This is a genomic window from Legionella yabuuchiae, assembly GCF_900640115.1.
GTDB lineage: Bacteria > Pseudomonadota > Gammaproteobacteria > Legionellales > Legionellaceae > Legionella_A > Legionella_A yabuuchiae.
Genome location: NZ_CAAAIW010000002.1, coordinates 113,931 through 133,918, shown reverse-complemented (window position 1 = coordinate 133,918; position 19,988 = coordinate 113,931). Strand labels below are relative to the sequence as shown.

The following is a 19,988-nucleotide window of genomic DNA, read 5'->3' as shown; positions in this document are numbered from 1 at the left end:
AACAACTTGAAAGGAAACCGCCTAGTGCTCTAACAACTCCATCAATTCAAGCCATTCTTCTTCGGCTTCAGTCAGTTGCCGAACTAGTTTACCACGTTTTTCGGTTAATTCCTTTAAGCTAATGGCTTCGGAATTTAAATAAAGTGACGAATCAGCAAGTTTAATTTCTAACGTTTTAATTTCAGCTTGGTAAGATTCTATGGTTTGCTCTAATTTTTTTAATCGATTTTGCTGGCTTTTCTTTTCGCGATAATCTGAGCTTGGAGCCGTCTTCTGAATTTGGGCAGGAGTTGCCTGATTGAGCAACCATTGATGATAAGCATCAACATCTCCATCAAAAGGCTTAATGTTTTGGTCATAAACGAGATAAAAATCATCAACCGTGGTGCGTAAAAAATGGCGATCATGTGAGATCACAATAAGCGCGCCCTCATAACTTTGCAGAGCGATTTCAATGGCTGAGCGCATTTCCAAATCAAGGTGGTTGGTCGGTTCATCCAATAAGAGTAAGTTTGGACGTAACCACACTAGTTTCGCCAACGCCAATCGCGCCTTTTCACCCCCCGAAAAGTAATGGATTGGCGCTAAAGCCATGTCACCTACAAAATTAAATCCACCTAAAAAATCTCTAACCGTCTGCTCGCGAACATCTGGGGTTAATTGTAAGATTGTTTGCACGGGGCTTAGTGCGCAATCTAAATCTTCTAATTGATGTTGAGCAAAATAGCCGACCTGAAGATGAGGTGAACGTTCGATGCGTCCCGATTTTGGAGGTAGATCACCGGTTAAAGCTTTAATAAACGTTGATTTTCCTTCCCCATTTGGACCAAGCAACGCAAACCGATCCCCTGGATTTAGAGATAAGTTCACTTTGTTTAATATCAGACGTTTAGGATCATAACCAACGCTTGCATCCTCACAACGAATTAACGGTTTTCCAGCTTTAGGACAGGGGTAAAATTCAAACGTAAATGGCGAGTCGATTTGCGCTTTAGCGATGATGTCCATTTTTTCAATCGCTTTTAAACGGCTTTGCGCTTGCTTAGCTTTGGATGCCTTGGCTTTGAAGCGATTCACATAGTCCATCATGTGATTAATCTTAGTTTGTTGCTTTGTATAGGCCGCTTGCTGCAGCGCAATTGCTTCGGCGCGACTTCGTTCAAATCGGCTGTAATTTCCGGTGTACAGGGTCGCTCTTTGTTGATCAAAGTGGAGGATATGAGTGACCAATGCGTCTAAAAATTCTCGATCGTGTGAAATCACAATCACTGTTGCAGGACTTTGCTTTAGCCAACGTTCGAGCCAAAATATAGCTTCCATATCTAGGTGATTAGTCGGCTCATCAAGCAGTAATAGCTCAGCAGGTGTCATCAAACAACGAGCAAGGTTCAACCGCATTCGCCATCCACCTGAAAAGCTATTCACGCTAGATTGTTGCGCGGTTGTAGAAAATCCCAAGCCGGCTAAGATCGAGGCAGCCAGTGCAGGCTTGCTGTAAGCCCCAGTTTGTGACATGCGATCATGGCAAGCCACAATGGTTGCATCATCACCAGTATTTTCAGCGGCTGTTAGCTTCTTGAGCAACATTGCATACTCTAGATCGCCGGCTAAAACATAATCAACGGCAGAGCTTTCACTATCGGGAAGATCTTGAGAAAGATGGCTGATTCTTAACTGAGCATTTAGCTGACATTCACCCGCATCAGGGGTTAACTTTCCCAAAACCAAACTGAAAAAGCTGCTTTTCCCACAACCATTACGTCCCACCAAACCAACTTTTTGTTTTTCAAAAAGAGTAACGGTCGCCTGTTCCAATAAGATTTTATTGCCACGCGCCAGAGTCATTTGATTGAGGGTAAGCATGTTTTCACTGCGAACTATTTGAATAAAACTGAGCTAGTTTACCATATTACCCACCGCGAGATAAAATATTTTAAACATGACAACAACAGACCCCGCGGTCGCTGCCGCGAAGATTCGAGTCTCTGGAGTCGCTAAGATTCAGATCACTTATATTCTTGTTTGCTACCTTTTACGCCACATCACATTACATTTAGCGTTTGCAGCGTCCTCTAAAAGCTCTATTAATGGCCACGCGCGTTTTGATAAGCTGATTGGTTCTTCTTCCGAATACTCATCTTGATAGCCAGAGTTTTTAGGTTCATCTTCCTTATGAACTTCAATAGACTGTTTCAAACGATTTAAAGCTCCCTGTACATCCTCTGCCAAAATTGCGCCAGGTACTTCACCACTGTGCCCCATCATCTTGATTAATTTCACAGCCACATCACCAAACATGGTTATATTTTCATGCGCATCACAGCTAAAGGTTACCAACATCCTGCTCTCCTATAAATTAAGGGTTTGAATAATAAAAAATATCATGCTATTACAAAGATTAAAGAATAAAAATAGGAAGGAACTATGAAAGCAAACAAACGTCCAGTCGTTTTATGCTGTTTAACCGTCTTGCTTTCCAATAATGCCTTTACCCTACCCTTAACCCCTAGGGATGAACCTAAAGCCGATAGTTTTTACATTTGCTATGAAAAACGATGTCCAAATAATGTGACTATGACCCCAGTTGTAAAATATACCCGGTACAAATACATTGGTTGCGTCATTAGCCGCCTGCCTTGTCATTTGTATCATGGTGATAAATTTAATCCAAATCACGGTCCCTTAAAACAATTCCAATGGGTAAACAACTATCCAGACGCGTTAAATTCATTTTATCGGTGCGCCTATAGTTAACCAACCTAGAAAAAGTAATTTCAAAAAAAAAGCCCACAATGTGCGGGCAAACACTTTATTAAGGAATATCTATACCCATGATCGTTCAAAATGCATGATTTATGCTTTTTATTTTTCGTCCTGCCGCATTTTGAACGATCACGGGTATATAATACAATTTAGTTTTTCTTATTACCTGAATCCTGAACTTTACCGGTCTCTTGTGTTTTCTTTTGTTGTAGCATTTGCTGTTGTTTTTGCTCAATAATTTCCGAATATAAATAAATTTTGGCAAAACTTGCTCCAATACACTCCCCAAGCAACCGTCCCCATTTTGAGGCAGATTCCTGCGTCATCATATCCGGTAACTTATCATTATATTTTTTAATGCAAGCATCGGTTAAATCAGGAATTTCTTTAAGGCATTTATCATACGTGACTCCCATGTCCTTAAATCGGCCCGCAATGGAAGGATCTTCAAGAAATCCTTTACAAATTGGTTCGGGCACCACTTTTCTTACCTGTTCTAGCCATTGATCTTTTGGCATTTGGAGAGGTTGAACTTGCCCTGGAGCCTCGTAAGGAAGATTCTGCTTCGGCGGTGTTTGAGGGGCTTGATCATTGGCCGCAAGGGCTAAAGCAGGAAAAAGAATCATGCTCAGTCCGATTCCTTTGTAACAGTGAGTCAGTTTTGACATGGTATATTCCTTATTGTTGAGTGAGTACGATTTTTATACGAAATACAGAGTGACAATCTAACCTATCGTTTATTTTTTCAATTTCTTGATGACCTCTTCCAACGATTCAACTTCGCCTGAGTAATGAAAATAAATTCTTCGGTGCTCACAATCAATAATGCTTAATGCTTCTTGTGGCTTTCCATCTAATTGCTTAAATATCCAGTAAATCCCTTTAGACTCGGAATCATGTATGGTTTCAAGTACATCCAACATTCTATCTTCTTCGAACTCAAAGTGAGTACAGATAAGTCCGCCAGGTTCGCGAGATATTTTATAAGCAAAGTGTCTTTCTTTCATTCTCTTCTGCCAATTGATACCTTCTACGTAATGATATCGACCAGAAATAATAAAAGTTGAGATAAAAATGCAGTATTCTTACTAAATGGCAACAAGAGATCGTTAGCTGCAATCTCTAACAGCGTCTAGCTGTAATCCCTGCAAAGTATTACTCTGCAGAAGCTGCGCGTTCTTGAATTCGCTTCAAGGCAAGCTCCAATCGATTTATAACGCGCGACTTACCTAATAACGTTAAAGTCACATCAATGGATGGGGATGAGCTGTTTCCTGTAACCGCAACTCTTAACGGCTGAGCAATTTTACCCATACTAATATTATATTCAGCCGTGATGTCGTTAATGCATTGCTGCAAGGTATCTGGTTGCCAATCTGAGACGTGTTGCAAACATTCATACAACGCTTTAAGAGGCTCTAAAATAACAGGGCGTAAATGTTTTTTTACTGCCTCTTCATCATACTCAATACTGTCTTGATAAAAATAAAGGCTGGTTTCGCATATCTCAGCCAAAGTTTTGCACCGCTCTGCTTGGATAGAAACAAGCTTCGATAACTCCGGCCCTTTGGTCCAGTCAATATTGGCTTTCTCAAACTGCCATTGTAATGATTTTGCCACTTGCTCTGGCGCGTCAAATTTCTGGTAATGTTGGTTTAACCAATATAATTTTTCATAACTAAAACTTGCCGCCCCACGACTGACGTTCTTTAAATTAAACATTGCAATCATTTCATCAACGCTAAAAATTTCCTGATCGCCATGAGACCAGCCGAGTCGAACCAAATAATTCAGTAACGCATGAGGAAGCAGTCCTAGTTCTTTAAATTGCAACACGCTTACTGCCCCATGACGCTTTGATAGCCGTTTGCCATCGTCACCAAGGATCATTGGCAAATGGGCAAAAATAGGAATCGGGGCATTTAAAGCTTTAAATAAGTTAATTTGGCGCGGCGTATTATTAATGTGGTCGTCCCCGCGAATCACATGCGTGATCTCCATATCCCAATCATCCACGACCACGGCAAAGTTGTAGGTTGGATGACGATCGGATCGTAATAAAATTAGATCGTCGAGCTCACTGTTTTGAACTTGTATCTCACCATAAACTTGATCAGTAAAAGAAACTTCGCCTTCATGAGGATTTTTAAAGCGAACGACAAAGGGCTCGCCAGTATCAGGTAGATTTTGGTCACGGCAATGGCCGTCATAGCGTGGTTTTTCTTTGCGCTCAAGTTGCGCTTCTCTTAACGCTTCCAAGCGCTCCTTACTGCAATAACAACGGTAAGCCTTACCTTCATCCAACAGCTGTTGCAAAACATCCATGTAACGAGAGTAACGTTCGGTCTGATAAAAGGGCCCTTGGTCAGGAACTAGACCCAGCCAGTTCATGCCATCTAAAATGGCCTGAACAGACTCTTCAGTGGAACGCTCGCGATCGGTATCCTCAATTCTAAGAATAAATTCCCCTTGATGATGACGAGCATAAAGCCATGAAAACAATGCAGTTCTTACCCCACCAACATGTAGAAATCCAGTAGGACTTGGGGCGAATCGGGTTCGTACAACCATTTAAAGGGCTCCGTTGTAAGCTTTAAAAAATTAGAGGTATAATTCCAGGGAACAAAGTATAGCGTGACTTTGTAAGGGGCGCAAAGAAGCAGTGACTCAACAATAAGGAATTGCATTTGAAAAGCATTGGTATCAAATACCAGTTAAGAATTACCACCTTAATTCCAGTTATGGTGGTCGCCCTTTTGTTCGCTTTATTTTACAACGGCCAGTTTAGTCGTGATTTATCACAATATACCTCTCGTTTGGGTGAAGCTTATATCCGTCAATTGCTTCCAGCGGCGCAACTTGCACTACTAAGAGACGATAAACGCATTCTGCAAGGGCTGGTAGATGCCTCCACCATTAATCAAGAAGTTAAAGCCCTAGCTTTTTATAATGCTAAAGGACAACTCCTGGCCTATCGTGGGGGAAAACACTCTTTAAAGCATCCATTCAAACCTCCGGAATTCACAGGAGACTACATTGAAAGCAAACAGATTAATCCCTACAGCGTCAATTTCGTAGCCCCTATTACCTTACCTAAGTTCAATCTTTATTCATTTGCACCGTTTAAGGCACCGAGCAGCCCAATAGCATTCCAAGCTGATGATATTTTAGGTTGGCTTTCTATTGATATTGACACCCAAGCCACATTGATTAAACGCTACCAGATGTATATCGTCACCATCTTTATTACCCTGTTAGGCCTTTTAATTGGACTCAGTATTCATTATTTCCTCTCCAAACGAATTTACATTCCTATTGCTCGATTAAGACGAAGCATGAAGCAAATTTTAAGCAATGAATTTGAAACAGAGATTAAAACCATCAGCAAGGGGGAACTTGGGACAATCGAGCAAGGTTGCGCGCATCTCCAAAAGCAATATTTGATTATGGTCAATGACTTAAACCAATACATCGAAACGGCAACGCATGATTTGCAAAAAAATCTAGAACTTTTAGAAGAAAAAAATATCGAACTCTCTCTAGACAAAAAGAAAACTGAAGAAAAAAGCCGGCAAAAATCAGAATTTATTGCAAACATGAGCCATGAGATCCGTACTCCCATGAATGGAGTAATTGGATTTACCAACGTTTTATTAGAAAGTAAGTTAGATCCTTTACAATTAGATTATGTGAAAACTATAAAATCTTCTGCCCAGGATTTATTAGCGATCATTAATGATATTCTGGATTACTCCAAAATGGATGCTGGCAAGCTGCATCTAGATTGCATTCCTTTGGATTTACGGGCCTGTATTGATGAAGTATTCACCCTGCTTGCTCCAAATGCCCATAAAAAAGGCATTGATTTGATTCCATCGACAGACATCAGGGTCCCCAAAACCGTACTTGGAGACCCGCTGCGTTTAAAACAAATTGTTAATAATTTAGTGGCTAATGCTATAAAATTTACCGATCATGGCTATGTATTGGTACGAACTGTAATTGAGCATGAAACCGATCAGGACTATACCCTTTGTATTTCCGTAACGGATACTGGTATTGGTATTGCGGAAGCTGACCAAGCCACGTTGTTTAATGCGTTTAATCAAGCAGACACAACCATTACCAGACGTTTTGGCGGCTCTGGTCTTGGATTGGTCATCACCAAAAAATTAGCCGAGCACATGAATGGCCGGATTTCACTGACCAGCAAACCACACAAGGGTTCAACCTTTTCCGTTCATATTAAGCTTGCAAAATTAGCGGCGTATGAAATAGAAAAACATCAAATCCATCGCTTTGGAAATTTAAAGGTGATTTGCTTTGATGATAACCCGCTTCATTTAGAAGCCCTAAATAATGGCCTGGCGTTGTGGGGAATTAGGTGCGTGCTTGTAAACTCGTTCAATGAGCTAAGTCATGCGTTCAAAACCCACCAGGATTGCCATTTAGCCTTTGTGAATGTCAATCAAGGTTGTGAAAAGCAAGTCGCTGAGGTCATTCGCACTCAAAAAACCCCTACTGTTTTAATTTCAAAATGGCTGATTCCAGAATACGAGAAATGGGGGGCGAAAGCGTTTCTTTTCAAGCCTGCGAATATTCAAAAACTACATGATACGATTGAATCCGTGATTAATAAACCTTATCTAGAAGAACCCGAACTATGCCTTGGTTCAAATGAGCTTCACTCTTTACGAAAACAATTTAAAGACCGTGGACTAGAGCTACTGATTGCAGAAGATAATCCGGTTAATCGTAGGCTTTTGCATTCACTGCTTGGAGAAAATGCTACTATTGAATCGGTGAACGATGGGATCGAGGCCGTAACTCAGTGCGCTCAGCGAAGATATGATGTCATTTTACTTGACTTACAAATGCCAAACCTCAATGGGATTGACGCAGCCAGACGTATTCGTCAGCAATCAATGCTTAACAAACTTACTCCCATTATTTTAATCAGCGCCAACAATATTCTTAACAACGATGACTTACAAAAAGCAGGTATTAATCTTTGCTTACCAAAACCATTTGATGAAGGAATGTTATTGCATCATTTAATTGAAGTGGTGAATCAATCCAAAGCGACAGCCATTGACTGGTCAATTTGCCTCAAACGAGTCTCTGGCAATAAAGAATTAGCCGTTGAATTTCTGGAGAGATTCGTAAAAGATCTTGAACAAGAACGCATGGAATTTATACGGCTTAAAGCTGAAAATAATCTGCTAGGACTAGAGCGAGCAGCGCATAAACTTCATGGTGCCTGTTGTTTCTGTGGCGTCCCTCATTTGCAGCGACTCTCGGCACAACTTGAATTGTTTGCAAAAGAAACAAAACCAAGTCGCGTTTTTGAACAAACCTTTAGGCAGCTTATACAAGCCATTGATGCCGTTCTTGATGAGTATAATAATTTTTATCGAGCCTCAGAGGCCATTTGAGTGTACCTGATTACCTCCAGCTAGTTTTGTGGACAGCAAGATCTAGGCTTTAGTTTAGGCAGCGGCCCTAAAGTATCGCAAGGAGCGAATCTTTAGGGCCGCTGCCTAGGTAATCTTACGTTTTATAAAACAAATAGGGAACGATCATGTCCGTTAAAAATGCAATTTATGCGCAATCCGGTGGTGTCACTGCTGTCATCAACGCTTCAGCTTGTGGGGTCATTCAAACCGCTCGTCTTCACCCGGAACAAATCAGCAAAGTATTTGCTGCTAAAGATGGGATTATTGGCGCTTTAAATGAGGATTTAATTGATACCTCACTTGAAAGTGATGACGACATTGCCAAGCTAATGCATACCCCATCTGGTGCTTTTGGCTCCTGTCGTTACAAACTTAAAAATAAAAATGAGGAATTTGAACGTTTGCTTGAAGTATTTAAAGCGCATAATATTGGTTATTTTTTTTACAACGGCGGTGGCGATTCTCAGGATACAGCCAACAAAGTAGCGCAAATGAGTCAGGAAGCAAACTTCCCAGTGACGTGCATCGGCATTCCAAAAACCGTCGACAACGATTTGCCCTTTACCGATAACTGCCCTGGTTTTGGTTCGGTTGCGAAATACATAGCCATCTCTACTCTGGAAGCTGGAATGGATGTTGCCTCTATGGCCGCTACATCTACGAAGGTATTTATTTTGGAAGTTATGGGCCGACATGCCGGATGGATAGCAGCCGCTAGCGGACTTGCGGGCAAAAATGATAACGAACCGCCTCACATCATTTTATTTCCCGAAGTACCTTTTGAAGAAGAGCGCTTTATTAAAGCCGTCGATCAATCCGTTCAACAATTCGGTTATTGTGTAATTGTCGCCTCCGAAGGAATTCGCGATAAAAATGGGAAGTTTTTAAGCGAAGCGGCACTTCGTGACGCCTTCGGTCATGCGCAATTAGGTGGAGTAGCCCCGGTAATTGCTGATCTGATTCAAAGTAAACTTAACCTTAAATACCATTGGGCTGTCGCCGACTACCTCCAGCGTTCTGCACGTCATATCGCGTCAAGAGTCGATGTTGAACAAGCGTATGCGTTAGGAAAAGCAGCCGTTAAATTAGCGCTTGAGGGCCAAAATGCCATCATGCCCATTATTGTCAGAGAACAACATTGGCCCTACCTTTGGTCCATTGGTCAAGTGCCGCTTAACGATGTGGCTAACGTGGAAAAAGCAATGCCTGCTGAATACATCCGAGAAGACGGCTTTGGCATTACCGAGCGTTGTCGAGAGTATTTACTGCCCTTGATCCAAGGAGAAGCTTACCCTCCTTATGTCAGCGGCCTTCCAGATTATATCCGACTAAAAAATAAGCTGGTTGAAAAAAAACTGTAATTAAAAACCGCCCGAAGGCGGCTTTCAGTGTATTGCGTTATCGATTATCTGCAGTTAGCTGGGCGAAATCTATCGTTTAAGGTACCACCAGTACAAACCCAGGTCACTTCACCGTTGGCTTGTAACGTTGGGGTTAACACGATAGTTCCGTTTCCAGCAGCAGCAGTATACGTTACCGTAATGGCTGCTGTTCCATCGCCAGCAATGCCAATAGAAGTCACGTTTGCAGTAGCTGCGGGACTCACATAACCTGTTGCAGCTTGGGTCGCGGGTAATGCGTTGTTGGAGATAGCGGTTTCAGAAACGGCCAATTTTGCTGCTGAAGCCAAATTCAGTCCTTCTGTTACACGAGCACGGATTGTGTAATCTTGATATGCTGGAATTGCAACAGCAGCCAAAATACCCACGATCGCCACCACAATCATTAACTCAATTAATGTAAAACCTTGTTGTTTCATGACTTCATCCTCAAAAATTATAAACTCAGTAATATAAAAGCAAGTTCTATGCCAATGTTGTTATTATTAATTCACCATCCTTGATTACAGTGCAAGTATTAGGCCAACTCATTTTAATGCTTCGTCGTATAGTTATAAATTTTATTTATTATTCAAAAAGATAAACAATATAAAAAGCTTCCAAATGGTTTCATCACATTAAATCGTTTGATGTTTTAATAAATAATACGCTAGCCAAACTTGAGTGTTTTCATAGGCAATACTGTTCAATTTGGTCACATTATGACACTTGGGGTACACTATTAGATGTGTACGACTAGCGGCAGTTGATTGGGCGATAGCGTGTTTCCAAAGTTCCCCCAGTACAAATCCAATAAATATTATTAGTCGCATCTAAAGTAGGGAGAAAAATAATAGTTCCATCACCTGCCGCCGGGGTATAATCAATAATGACTGTACCGGAGCCATCATCAGCTATCGTGACAGATTCTACATTGTCTGTGGGCGCAGGACTAAGATAATTGGTTTCAGCTTGAGATAAAGGTAGGCGCCCATGAGTGGCAACCGTATCCGCAACCGCTAGTTGGGCCGCAGTAGCGAAAGCAAGCCCCTCGGTCACGCGAGCTCGCACAGTGTAATTTTGATAAACAGGAATAGCGATAACAGCCAGTATCGCAACAATTCCTAACACCACTAAAAGCTCAACAATGGTAAAGCCTCCTTGCTTCATCCATGCCCCTAATTTAGAATATATGTAGGTTTTTCCGATAGTTATCGGCCTTTAATTATTACATTGTCCATCAAGCTAACAAAAAACGCAACCAATCGTCAAACAGCAGCCTCCACCCCGAGAGTCCTGTGCACATAAGCTTTATCCGCCAGACCGATTTCGTAAATAAAACTTCTCTACTTGGCCTAACTTGTTCAAGCCACCCCATGCATTACTAGATAATCCAATAATTAACAATGCTTTTATTAAAGCACTCACTGTACGGTACGATTTTTGAAAACGTCGCTGCGCTCTCGCAACGACCTTTTCAAAAATCGTACCGTACAGAGAAAACACTATTAATACTGGCCAACAAACATGACAAATACCGCCTAAATGCGTATACTTTTATCATTATGAAAAAATCTTTATCCAACAATGAACAGAAAGCTAAGAATTCAAACCACATTGTCCGAAGCGCTTAAAGCCGATGCATTCATCATTGAAGATGAATCCCATCAGCATCGTGTTCCCCAAGGAGCAGAAACACACTTTAAAGTAACCGTTGTTTCTTCCTTGTTTGAAAATACAACGCGAGTGAATCGCCATCGGCTCATCAATACCTTACTTAAAGATGAGTTTGATAAAGGGTTGCATGCATTAAGCCTTCATTTATATACGCCAGAGGAATGGAATGCACGAGGCGAAGAAGTGAACCCCTCTCCTGCTTGTCGCGGAGGAAGCCGTCGTGAAACAATCTGAAGAAACTGGGTTTTGGCAAACCACGCTTTCACTCCCCAAAAAGGGCAGAGGCTTTCATTTGATCACCGATGATATTCGTTCAGCATTGGCAAATATGCCTGATGTGCAAGTCGGATTACTGAACATTTTTTTACAACATACCTCCGCATCGTTAACCATCAGTGAAAATACTTGCCGGGAAGTCAGGGAGGATTTAGAACAATTTTTCAACCGAATTGCACCAGATGGTTTACCACTCTATACCCATACCGTGGAAGGCGAAGATGACATGCCTGCCCATATCAAGAACGCGATGCTTGGCTCAAGCCTGACTATCCCGCTAAACAATAACTCCTTATGGTTGGGGCAATGGCAAGGCATCTATCTTTGCGAACATCGCAATCATGCTCCCGCACGCTCGCTTGTACTGACTGTACAAGGCCGTTAAGATTATGATCTAGCAGATGGAGAACGAGATTCGCTGCCAGTATTTTCTTCTGACTTAGGTCTAAACGTACCAATATGTGTGCCAACGGTATATAGATTTGTCAACAAATGTACTACATTAGCAGCAGGTGATGCAGAAGAACTAATAAGCGCCTGAACAGAACGACCAAATCCTGCAGAACTAGCTAATAAACTTAAAAAATCACGGACAGGTCCGTTTTCAGGGTCGCCTAATGCCGCTACTGCCAGAGTAGAAACAGACATTGCAAAACTTGCCTCAGCCCCACTGGCTTCGGGCTTTGTGAAATAATCATGAGCGGTTAAGATCATTGCAACTATATTAAGCAGCTGAGCTTGGGAACGAAACGAAGTTGGATTAAAAAATGCAAATGGGTTTTTCATATATATCCTGGATCGATGATCAATTAAAAATCATACAAGAAACTGTAAAAGCACCTTTTACCACGGCATGAATAAAATTAAAACCCCGTAACGTTTCAAGATATTAATTTCACTCAAAGGGTTCAATATTTGTCCATTATTATATACAATTGATTAATTTTTAATGTATAAAGAGTGTTTTTTGTACCGTTTACTAAGAAGAGTTTCGCCAACGATTCACTTTCCCATTGTTCACAATGATGACTCTCAGTCAAACCGATCTGTGACTTTACTCTATAGGCAGCATCACCATACCCCCATAACGACCACCAGTTTATTTGTTGGTCCATTTGGATACTACGGGATGCATTGGCGTGTACCAGGTACTTTTGGACCTCGTTTTGCTCAGCCCTGGCCAATGACTGCTGGAACAGTGGGACTAATTCAACCCCCCTCTCTCTCATTAACAAGGATTCCAACCTATCCATTTTACTTTTCAGCTCTAGGTATTCCACAAGCATTAACACACATACCAACAATAGGTTTAGCAGAATCCAGTCATGGTACCGAGAGCTTGGATGAAGAACTCTCTAGAGCCAGACCACTATCTGACTCAGGTACAGAAATAGCAGATTTCGATACAAACGCTCAAGTTTTAGAACAAGAAACGATACCTTCGCCGATCATTCCCTCAGGCACAAATGAAACGTTTGAGCATTCAGGATTGTTAGACACTATCCATGTTTTTTTAAATCAAAATGCAGCCATGTTATGGAAAGCGCTTGGCATTGGCATGATGGTAGTAGGAACGCTTATTTCTCTTGCCGGAGGAGCAATCATTACAGCCAGTGCGGGTACAGCCAGTGTTCCCGGAGTTATCATGGCCGGAGCTGGTGCGGGCATTGCAGCTGCTGGCCTTGGATTTTTTTGCATGGGTCGCGCAAAGAAAAATGACGATCTGCCCCAAGAAACCAACCCAAGCCCACAACCCGCATAAAATTCGTTGTAGTCCGGATGCCGCGATTCTGGCTATCGTCTTGCATCATACACTACTAGGCGCACATTGATTTTACCTTTATAATGAGTATCTTTTTGCCAGTTAGGATTTTGCGGTTATGAAAGCCTGGTCTTCAGAGAAAATTTCTGTTCTTGCTTTGGTTTTATTAATCACAGGCGCAATTGACAGCATCCGTAATTTACCAGCTACCGCGTTATTTGGTTCTTCTTTAATTTTCTTTTTTACGTTTTCAGCAATTGTCTTTCTTATTCCAGTCGCCTTAGTGGCAGCAGAGCTTTCCTCTACCTGGTCCGAAGAGGAAGGTGGGGTGTACAGTTGGGTTCGTCATGCGTTTGGAGAAAACTGGGCTTTTTTTACCATCTGGCTGCAATGGATTAACACTATGGTGTGGTATCCAACCATCTTATCGTTTATTGCAGGAACGCTTGCTTACCTCATTAATCCTGAATTAGCGCAGAATAAAGTCTATTTAATTACGGTAATTTTAATTACATTCTGGTCGCTTACAATCCTTGGTCTTGCTGGGTTACGCGCATCCGCAGCCTTTGCAAGCTTTTGTGCGATTGTTGGAATGATTATTCCGATGGGGTTTATTATTTTACTGGCGATTATTTGGGTGCTTCATGGTAATCCTATCGCGGTTGACTTAAGCCCTGGAAATTTAATTCCTCGTTGGCAAGATACTGATTCCTGGATTTCATTAACCGCCATCATGACCTCATTTTTAGGCATGGAACTGGCAGCCGTTCATGTTCGAAACGTCAATAACCCGCAGAAGAATTTTCCTAAAGCGATGTATTTTTCGGTAATTTTAATTTTAACCACCATGATTTTAGGCTCATTAGCCATTGCCTTCGTCTTACCGCATGCTGAAATCAGCTTAGTCCATGGCGTGATGCAAGCGTTTACCAACTTCTTTGCGGCCTATCATTTATCGGCATTAATGCCCTTAATGGTGATTTTGCTTCTGCTGGGTAGCCTGGGCAACATGGTCAACTGGATTATTTCACCTGCCAAAGGCTTGCTCATGGCTGCCGATCATGGCTTTTTCCCCAAGTGGTTGTATAAACTGAATAAACATGGCATTGCTTCTCGGATATTAGTCTTACAAGCTGTTTTGGTCACGGCTCTATGTAGCGGGTTTATGTTATTCTCCTCCGTAAATGCCATTTATTGGCTCTTTACCGCATTAAGCACCGAACTGTACATCTTAATGTATGTGTTAATGTTTCTAGCCGCCATTCATTTGAAGCATAAATACGCCGACATCCCAAGACCATTTTCCATACCAGGTGGTCGTATGGGTTATTACTTTACCTGCGTATTAGGATTAGTCGGATGTTGCATTACCTTAGTCATAGGATTTTACCCACCCGTCGAAAGCATGGATGTGGGAGGGGTAAGCCATTTTAGAGTAGTCTTTACCAGTGGCATCGTACTGATGATGCTTCCCGCGCTGTTATTGTATTCGCGAAAAGCATGGATTCATGGGCGAGTTAAGTTAATGGTTTAAAAAACAGAAACACGGTTCAATTATTGGGTAACTAATTGCTTAGCGAGGTCTAAATCTTCTTGGGTATTGATGTCTTGCAGGGGCTTGGTGCAAGCCGTTGCGACTTTGATGGGGTAGCCTAACCATAGGGCGCGTAATTGTTCTAACGCTTCGGCTGATTCTAGGGGGCAAACGGGATGTTGGACAAGCTCTAATAAAAATGAGGCGCGGTAAGCGTATAAGCCGATATGGCGATAATGCAAGGACAGATCAGTAGGATTATCCCGATTGGCAGGAATGGGGCTTCTTGAAAAATACAATGCATTGAAGTGCTGATCACGAACCACTTTTACCACATTGGGGTTATCGCGAGAAGTATTATCTTCAATTGGCCAGCATAATGTCGCCATAGGCGCATCCGATGTCGCCAAGGTTTCTGCGACTTGGGTAATCAGTTCCGGTGCTATAAAAGGCTCATCTCCTTGCACATTTACAATGATGTCATCCGGTTGAAACTCGCTTTTAGCAACCACTTCGGCAATGCGATCGGTACCAGACTGATGCGTGGGTTTTGTCATCTCAACCGCTGCATTAAAAGACTTAGCCAACGAAAAAAGAGCTTCATGATCAGTGGCTATTGTGAGGCTCTTGGGATTAGCTTTTAAGACTTGTCGATATACCCGCTCAAGAACCGTAAGGCCATTTAACTCCATCATGAGTTTGCCAGGTAACCTAGAGGACTGATGACGCGCAGGAATAATGGCATGAAAATCAAGGCTCATAATTCGTCTTTTTCCTCAAGCGTTAAGAGTCTCGCTTCGTGTTCAAGCATCACAGGAATTCCATCACGAATGGGATACGATAAGCGGTCAAAACGACAGATCAATTCTTCGTTTTTTAACAACAACTTGCCTTTGCAAACCGGGCAAACGAGAATTTCCAGTAATTTTTTATCCACGTGGTTCTCCATGAGTGACTTGGTTTCGAATATACACAGGCAACGCCTCTTCAGCACTGGCTGCTTTAACAAGACCAGATTGTACCAGATTTATCATTGCGATCGCATTAGGGTATACCAAGACCTTATCTTGGATAAGGCAGCGCACGTTATCCGGAAGTTCATCCCAATAGGTATTAAAGCCGACGCCTGCTAAGAGTGTAGGCTGTTCTTTGCTTAACCGAATGTGATGAGCGTTCGACACCTGCTCCTGGGCTTCATAAAATGGATCGTTGAACTCCCCCCAGTACAATTGATTCATGCGGGCATCTATGACCGCGAGAATAGGAGTGGTTGGAAATTGTGCGGCTGGGATTTGTGACGCTTCAAACGCAATGGCTGCGAGCGTGCTCACCGGATATAGGGGTAAATTTTGAGCATAGGCCAACGCTTTTGCTACGCTGCACGCGATGCGCAACCCGGTGAAACTCCCGGGTCCACGGCCAAAGATAATACCATCCAACTGATTAAACGCGATGCCTGCATCCTTCATCATTTCGTCAATCATGGGTAATAATAATTGAGCGTGCAGACGATGCGCATCCTGCTCTTTATGATAAATTTGGCCGTAAGCAGAAACGGCAACGGTTGCTTTTTCAGTCGAAGTATCGATTGCTAATAAATTCATGCGATTCTTAATTTTAATGGAGTTTTGATCTTGAGCTGCATTCAACGATCAACCCAGGGTTTCAGTGAACTCAATGACTTTGGTTTCCTCTCGTGTTTTTTGCATGTTTGGTAAACTCGCAAAAATTTTACGTCCATAGTCTCGTCCAGTTAACCGAGGATCTGCGATCATTAATACACCGCGATCAGCGCTATCGCGAATGAGTCGCCCCACCCCCTGTTTTAAGGCCAAAATGGCACTGGGTAATGATAACTCATCAAACGCCGATAAGCCTTGGGCTTTTAAGTACGCCATTTTACCACGCATTATTGGATCTGTGGGGCTGGCAAAGGGTAATTTATCAATGATCACGCATGATAAGGCCTCCCCTTTTACATCCACCCCTTCCCAAAAAGTAGCCGTGCCTAACAAAACCGCATTGCCCAACTCGCGAAATCGTGCCAAAAGAATCGGCTTAGCTTCTTCCCCTTGAATTAATAAAGGGTAAGTTAACAAAGGCTTTAAACGGCGAGCTACTTCATTTAATGCTTTATGGCTAGTAAATAAGAAAAAACAGCGGCCCTTACAGGCGTTAATCACCTTTAAGGCTTTTTCAAGTAACCGCTCATAATAGCGGTGATCTTTGGGATCAGGTAACCCACGAGGTAAGTAAAGTAACGCTTGTTCTGGAAAATTAAAAGGACTGGGTAGTTGTAAGGTGTTTGTATCTTGTAATCCTAACGGCCTAGTAAAACAATCAAACGAGGACGCCATAGTTAGCGTGGCTGAAGTAAAAACCCAACTGCTGGATTGTCGTTTTAATAAGGAAGAAAATGACTCTGCAATATCATACGGGGTTGCATTAAATACCAATGCCTGTTTAAAACGCTCAATCCAACGAATATCCGTGCGTTTAGGGCGTTCAAGAGAAACTAAACGCTGGCTAAGTTCCATTAAACGTTCTTTACAACGCATGAGTCCAGGCTCATCGGCTTGTTCTATACCCGAGAAGCAAGCTAGCCAATCGTTCATGAGTTGTTGAAGTTGTAGAAGGCCAGTTTTAAACTCTGACTTTTGCAGAGCTTTTTCCCATGGAATACGTTCTTCTTGTCCTGGAAGAGACATTAATAATTCATCGATGATTTTATCGAGTTGGAGACTCAATCGTTTTAAAGGCTGATTTGCTAAATCAAGAATTGGCCATTCCTTTATCACATCCTTCATTAACTCTTGAATCTGGCGGGTTCCTAAGCGTTCACCATAAAAATTTGAAGCGATCTCAGACAACTGATGTGCTTCATCAAAAATGACCACATCAACTCCCGGCAGTAATTCGCCAAATCCTTCTTCTTTAAGCCGTGAATCCGCAAAAAACAAATGGTGATTAATGACCACCAAATCAGCTTCTAGTGCTTTTTTTCTTGCTTTTACGAGATAACATGTTTGATACGCAGGGCATTCACTGCCTAAACAATTATCGCTGGTCGAGGTTACAAAAGGCCATACTGAAGAATCTTCTTTAATTTCTGGCAGTTCGCTTCGGATCCCTTCTGACAATTGACTCATCCGTTCTCGAATGAGTAAGATGTCTGCCACGCTTTGTTGACTAGCAAACTGGCCTTCCTCTGCATACAGTTCTGTGCGATAACGGCAAATGTAATTAGCACGCCCTTTGAGATTTTGCACACGCGCCGATAAGCCAAGCGCTCGAACAAGCATGGGCAAGTCTTTTTGAAACAATTGATCTTGTAATGTTTTGGTCGCAGTAGAAATCAGTGTTTTTTTACCGCTTAAAAGACAAGGAATGAGATAGGCAAAGGTTTTTCCTGTCCCGGTTCCTGCTTCGGCCACTAAAATGCCGTTAGACACAATCGCTTCTGCAATCGCTATAGCCAAATCACTTTGCTGCGGGCGAGCGACAAATCCTGGTATAGCCGTATAAAGACGACCCTTTTCAGCCAGTGCCCGCTCACAAAGTTGAACCAGATCGTCCGTGAGATCTTCTATTTCTTCCACTCTTTTTGTAAGTATTTTAATTTATCCTCAACGCCTTCCCATTGCCCCGCATCCTCTGGCGCTTCTTTTTTGGCCGTAATATTTGGCCATTGTTGTGCAAGCTCTGCATTAAGCGCTAGAAATTTTTGTTGTGAATCAGAAAGATCGTCTTCAGAAACAATCGCCTCCACAGGACACTCTGGCTCACATAGGGCACAATCAATGCACTCATCAGGGTGAATCACCAGAAAATTAGGCCCTTCATAAAAACAATCAACTGGACACACTTCGACACAATCGGTGTATTTGCATTTAATGCATTGCTCAGTCACCACAAACGTCATAGCAACCCCTCTACCACTTAAAAAAGATGCGGCTATTAAAGCATAGATCAATTCGACTCGCTAGCGTATGAGAGAAAAATTGTAGGGAGTAAAAATACAGCGCTACCCCACTATCTTAGTATGAATTGCCGTTGATCATTGTCCTCGATTAGTGAAGCTGGAGCGAAGATGTGCAGGAAAGTATCGCGCCCAGGTTCCTGGGTGCCAGATTTTTCTCACACCGAGGTGCTGCGAACTCGAGCACCGGGGTTTACATCAATAAATGAGGAGCACAGAGTAAAGCTGGAAGTAAGGTGTATGGAAAATATGGTGCCCAGGGCCGGAGTCGAACCGGCACGGGATTTAACTCCCGAGGGATTTTAAGTCCCTTGCGTCTACCTGTTTCGCCACCTGGGCATTGTTTTGGAGGCTGAGGCCGGAATCGAACCGGCGTACACGGCTTTGCAGGCCGCTGCATAACCACTCTGCCACACAGCCAGTTTAATAACGGGTTAAAAAAAAAGCGACCCTTCTTGTCGCTTTGATTGGAGCGGGAAACGAGATTCGAACTCGCGACCCCAACCTTGGCAAGGTTGTGCTCTACCACTGAGCTATTCCCGCGCATCTACGGGAGGCAATTTTACCGAAAAATGCTACCCTGTCAATAAAGAAATTCAATTTTTTTTAGTTAATGATGGCCAAGCGATCATTAGGTAAACGGTCATTGACCAAATCGTTAATATTGCTGACAAATATAACAAAATAAATCCGATCATGCCCCACCAGGATGTATTTGGGTGGAGGGCTAATAGCAATACAAGTGCTATCATTTGCATGACCGTTTTTACTTTTCCAATATAGCTCACTGCAACACTGGCGCGACTACCGACTTCAGCCATCCATTCTCGAAGTGCGGAAATAACGATTTCGCGGCCGACAATAATAATAGCCGGTAAAGTAATGTAGTTTAAATCTTTCGCCCCAACCAACAAGAGCAGACTAGTTGCAACAAGAAGCTTATCCGCAACGGGATCAAGAAACGCTCCAAACGGAGACATTTGCTCAAGTTTTCGCGCCAAATATCCATCTAACCAGTCAGTCACGCTTGCTAAGGCAAAAATTACAGCGGCTAATGCATGGGCCCAATCAAATGGCAAATAAAAGACAACGATAAACACTGGGATGAGCATAATACGCATCAGAGTTAATATATTTGGCAAACTGGTTATGTGACTCACAA

At 42.4% G+C, this 19,988-nt stretch carries 21 protein-coding genes and 3 tRNA genes; 7 read left to right on the top strand and 17 right to left on the bottom strand.

Going from position 1 to position 19,988, the window contains the following annotated elements; translation table 11 throughout:
- Positions 1 to 21: 21 nt before the first annotated feature.
- Positions 22 to 1,863, bottom strand: coding sequence for an ABC-F family ATP-binding cassette domain-containing protein (locus E1O47_RS01380; RefSeq protein ID WP_133129478.1), 1,842 nt, complete (start codon positions 1,861 to 1,863; stop codon positions 22 to 24).
- Positions 1,864 to 2,025: 162 nt separating this feature from the next.
- Positions 2,026 to 2,340: a DUF1840 domain-containing protein gene (locus tag E1O47_RS01375; RefSeq protein WP_133129477.1), complete on the bottom strand. Its 315-nt coding sequence runs from the start codon at positions 2,338 to 2,340 to the stop codon at positions 2,026 to 2,028.
- A gap of 84 nt (positions 2,341 to 2,424) precedes the next feature.
- On the opposite strand from E1O47_RS01375, the gene E1O47_RS01370 reads away from it, so the two are divergent.
- On the top strand, positions 2,425 to 2,754 hold the full coding sequence (locus E1O47_RS01370; RefSeq protein WP_133129476.1) for a hypothetical protein: 330 nt from the start codon (positions 2,425 to 2,427) through the stop codon (positions 2,752 to 2,754).
- 158 nt (positions 2,755 to 2,912) lie between these two features.
- Here the strand turns inward: E1O47_RS01370 and E1O47_RS01365 are convergent, their stop codons facing one another.
- The 3 genes from E1O47_RS01365 to gltX all read right to left on the bottom strand — a co-directional run bounded on the left by E1O47_RS01365 (position 2,913) and on the right by gltX (position 5,334).
- Positions 2,913 to 3,431 (bottom strand): hypothetical protein, encoded by a 519-nt coding sequence (locus E1O47_RS01365; protein WP_133129475.1) that lies wholly within the window; start codon positions 3,429 to 3,431, stop codon positions 2,913 to 2,915.
- Between the two features lie 69 nt (positions 3,432 to 3,500).
- On the bottom strand, positions 3,501 to 3,770 hold the full coding sequence (locus E1O47_RS01360; RefSeq protein ID WP_133129474.1) for a hypothetical protein: 270 nt from the start codon (positions 3,768 to 3,770) through the stop codon (positions 3,501 to 3,503).
- 148 nt (positions 3,771 to 3,918) lie between these two features.
- Positions 3,919 to 5,334, bottom strand: a complete 1,416-nt coding sequence (gene gltX / locus E1O47_RS01355; protein WP_133129473.1) for a glutamate--tRNA ligase — start codon at positions 5,332 to 5,334, stop codon at positions 3,919 to 3,921.
- 116 nt (positions 5,335 to 5,450) lie between these two features.
- On the opposite strand from gltX, the gene letS reads away from it, so the two are divergent.
- The gene (gene letS / locus E1O47_RS01350) at positions 5,451 to 8,198 is read left to right on the top strand and encodes a two-component system sensor histidine kinase LetS (protein WP_133129472.1); all 2,748 of its coding nucleotides are present in this window, start codon (positions 5,451 to 5,453) and stop codon (positions 8,196 to 8,198) included.
- A gap of 146 nt (positions 8,199 to 8,344) precedes the next feature.
- Positions 8,345 to 9,580, top strand: coding sequence for a 6-phosphofructokinase (locus tag E1O47_RS01345; protein WP_133129471.1), 1,236 nt, complete (start codon positions 8,345 to 8,347; stop codon positions 9,578 to 9,580).
- Positions 9,581 to 9,624: 44 nt separating this feature from the next.
- Here the strand turns inward: E1O47_RS01345 and E1O47_RS01340 are convergent, their stop codons facing one another.
- Positions 9,625 to 10,038 (bottom strand): pilin, encoded by a 414-nt coding sequence (locus E1O47_RS01340; protein WP_133129470.1) that lies wholly within the window; start codon positions 10,036 to 10,038, stop codon positions 9,625 to 9,627.
- A 316-nt stretch (positions 10,039 to 10,354) separates the two neighbouring features.
- Positions 10,355 to 10,768, bottom strand: coding sequence for a pilin (locus E1O47_RS01335; protein ID WP_133129469.1), 414 nt, complete (start codon positions 10,766 to 10,768; stop codon positions 10,355 to 10,357).
- A gap of 417 nt (positions 10,769 to 11,185) precedes the next feature.
- Between E1O47_RS01335 and E1O47_RS01330 the strand changes: the two genes are divergently transcribed.
- Positions 11,186 to 11,509 (top strand): BolA family protein, encoded by a 324-nt coding sequence (locus tag E1O47_RS01330; protein WP_133129468.1) that lies wholly within the window; start codon positions 11,186 to 11,188, stop codon positions 11,507 to 11,509.
- The gene (locus tag E1O47_RS01325; RefSeq protein WP_133129467.1) at positions 11,496 to 11,936 is read left to right on the top strand and encodes a secondary thiamine-phosphate synthase enzyme YjbQ; all 441 of its coding nucleotides are present in this window, start codon (positions 11,496 to 11,498) and stop codon (positions 11,934 to 11,936) included. The genes E1O47_RS01330 and E1O47_RS01325 overlap by 14 nt, the downstream gene beginning before the upstream one ends.
- A 2-nt stretch (positions 11,937 to 11,938) precedes the next feature.
- On the opposite strand, the gene E1O47_RS01320 is transcribed toward E1O47_RS01325, so the two are convergent.
- Positions 11,939 to 12,337, bottom strand: a complete 399-nt coding sequence (locus E1O47_RS01320; RefSeq protein WP_133129466.1) for a hypothetical protein — start codon at positions 12,335 to 12,337, stop codon at positions 11,939 to 11,941.
- A 343-nt stretch (positions 12,338 to 12,680) separates the two neighbouring features.
- On the opposite strand from E1O47_RS01320, the gene E1O47_RS01315 reads away from it, so the two are divergent.
- Together E1O47_RS01315 and E1O47_RS01310 are read left to right on the top strand one after the other, a co-directional pair.
- On the top strand, positions 12,681 to 13,313 hold the full coding sequence (locus E1O47_RS01315; RefSeq protein WP_133129465.1) for a hypothetical protein: 633 nt from the start codon (positions 12,681 to 12,683) through the stop codon (positions 13,311 to 13,313).
- Positions 13,314 to 13,431: 118 nt separating this feature from the next.
- A complete protein-coding gene (locus E1O47_RS01310; RefSeq protein ID WP_133129464.1) occupies positions 13,432 to 14,847 on the top strand; it encodes an APC family permease in 1,416 nt (471 codons plus the stop codon).
- Positions 14,848 to 14,867: 20 nt separating this feature from the next.
- On the opposite strand, the gene kdsB is transcribed toward E1O47_RS01310, so the two are convergent.
- The 9 genes from kdsB to pgsA all read right to left on the bottom strand — a co-directional run bounded on the left by kdsB (position 14,868) and on the right by pgsA (position 19,986).
- Positions 14,868 to 15,608, bottom strand: a complete 741-nt coding sequence (gene kdsB / locus E1O47_RS01305; protein WP_133129463.1) for a 3-deoxy-manno-octulosonate cytidylyltransferase — start codon at positions 15,606 to 15,608, stop codon at positions 14,868 to 14,870.
- Positions 15,605 to 15,784, bottom strand: coding sequence for a Trm112 family protein (locus E1O47_RS01300; RefSeq protein WP_133129462.1), 180 nt, complete (start codon positions 15,782 to 15,784; stop codon positions 15,605 to 15,607). The genes kdsB and E1O47_RS01300 overlap by 4 nt, the downstream gene beginning before the upstream one ends.
- Positions 15,777 to 16,451 (bottom strand): tRNA (adenosine(37)-N6)-threonylcarbamoyltransferase complex dimerization subunit type 1 TsaB, encoded by a 675-nt coding sequence (gene tsaB / locus E1O47_RS01295; protein ID WP_133129461.1) that lies wholly within the window; start codon positions 16,449 to 16,451, stop codon positions 15,777 to 15,779. Before tsaB ends, E1O47_RS01300 begins: the two co-directional genes overlap by 8 nt.
- Before the next feature lie 48 nt (positions 16,452 to 16,499).
- Complete coding sequence (yoaA, locus tag E1O47_RS01290) at positions 16,500 to 18,446, bottom strand: DNA repair helicase YoaA (protein WP_479724349.1); 1,947 nt, start codon at positions 18,444 to 18,446, stop codon at positions 16,500 to 16,502.
- Entirely contained in the window at positions 18,434 to 18,769 is a 336-nt protein-coding gene (fdxA, locus tag E1O47_RS01285) for a ferredoxin FdxA (protein ID WP_133129507.1), read from the bottom strand. The genes yoaA and fdxA overlap by 13 nt, the downstream gene beginning before the upstream one ends.
- Positions 18,770 to 19,076: 307 nt before the next feature.
- Positions 19,077 to 19,165: transfer RNA gene (locus E1O47_RS01280), tRNA-Leu, on the bottom strand.
- Between the two features lie 7 nt (positions 19,166 to 19,172).
- Positions 19,173 to 19,246 (bottom strand) — tRNA-Cys (locus E1O47_RS01275).
- A 48-nt stretch (positions 19,247 to 19,294) separates the two neighbouring features.
- Positions 19,295 to 19,369: transfer RNA gene (locus tag E1O47_RS01270), tRNA-Gly, on the bottom strand.
- Positions 19,370 to 19,422: 53 nt separating this feature from the next.
- On the bottom strand, positions 19,423 to 19,986 hold the full coding sequence (gene pgsA, locus E1O47_RS01265) for a CDP-diacylglycerol--glycerol-3-phosphate 3-phosphatidyltransferase (RefSeq protein WP_133129460.1): 564 nt from the start codon (positions 19,984 to 19,986) through the stop codon (positions 19,423 to 19,425).
- Positions 19,987 to 19,988 lie beyond the last annotated feature (2 nt).

Coding starts and splice junctions, on each gene's coding strand:
- E1O47_RS01380 (WP_133129478.1), bottom strand. CDS start 1,863: ATGCTTACCCTCAATCAAATGACTCTGGCGCGTGGCAATAAAATCTTA.
- E1O47_RS01375 (WP_133129477.1), bottom strand. CDS start 2,340: ATGTTGGTAACCTTTAGCTGTGATGCGCATGAAAATATAACCATGTTT.
- E1O47_RS01370 (WP_133129476.1), top strand. CDS start 2,425: ATGAAAGCAAACAAACGTCCAGTCGTTTTATGCTGTTTAACCGTCTTG.
- E1O47_RS01365 (WP_133129475.1), bottom strand. CDS start 3,431: ATGTCAAAACTGACTCACTGTTACAAAGGAATCGGACTGAGCATGATT.
- E1O47_RS01360 (WP_133129474.1), bottom strand. CDS start 3,770: ATGAAAGAAAGACACTTTGCTTATAAAATATCTCGCGAACCTGGCGGA.
- gltX (WP_133129473.1), bottom strand. CDS start 5,334: ATGGTTGTACGAACCCGATTCGCCCCAAGTCCTACTGGATTTCTACAT.
- E1O47_RS01345 (WP_133129471.1), top strand. CDS start 8,345: ATGTCCGTTAAAAATGCAATTTATGCGCAATCCGGTGGTGTCACTGCT.
- E1O47_RS01340 (WP_133129470.1), bottom strand. CDS start 10,038: ATGAAACAACAAGGTTTTACATTAATTGAGTTAATGATTGTGGTGGCG.
- E1O47_RS01335 (WP_133129469.1), bottom strand. CDS start 10,768: ATGAAGCAAGGAGGCTTTACCATTGTTGAGCTTTTAGTGGTGTTAGGA.
- E1O47_RS01330 (WP_133129468.1), top strand. CDS start 11,186: ATGAACAGAAAGCTAAGAATTCAAACCACATTGTCCGAAGCGCTTAAA.
- E1O47_RS01320 (WP_133129466.1), bottom strand. CDS start 12,337: ATGAAAAACCCATTTGCATTTTTTAATCCAACTTCGTTTCGTTCCCAA.
- E1O47_RS01315 (WP_133129465.1), top strand. CDS start 12,681: ATGCATTGGCGTGTACCAGGTACTTTTGGACCTCGTTTTGCTCAGCCC.
- E1O47_RS01310 (WP_133129464.1), top strand. CDS start 13,432: ATGAAAGCCTGGTCTTCAGAGAAAATTTCTGTTCTTGCTTTGGTTTTA.
- kdsB (WP_133129463.1), bottom strand. CDS start 15,608: ATGAGCCTTGATTTTCATGCCATTATTCCTGCGCGTCATCAGTCCTCT.
- tsaB (WP_133129461.1), bottom strand. CDS start 16,451: ATGAATTTATTAGCAATCGATACTTCGACTGAAAAAGCAACCGTTGCC.
- fdxA (WP_133129507.1), bottom strand. CDS start 18,769: ATGACGTTTGTGGTGACTGAGCAATGCATTAAATGCAAATACACCGAT.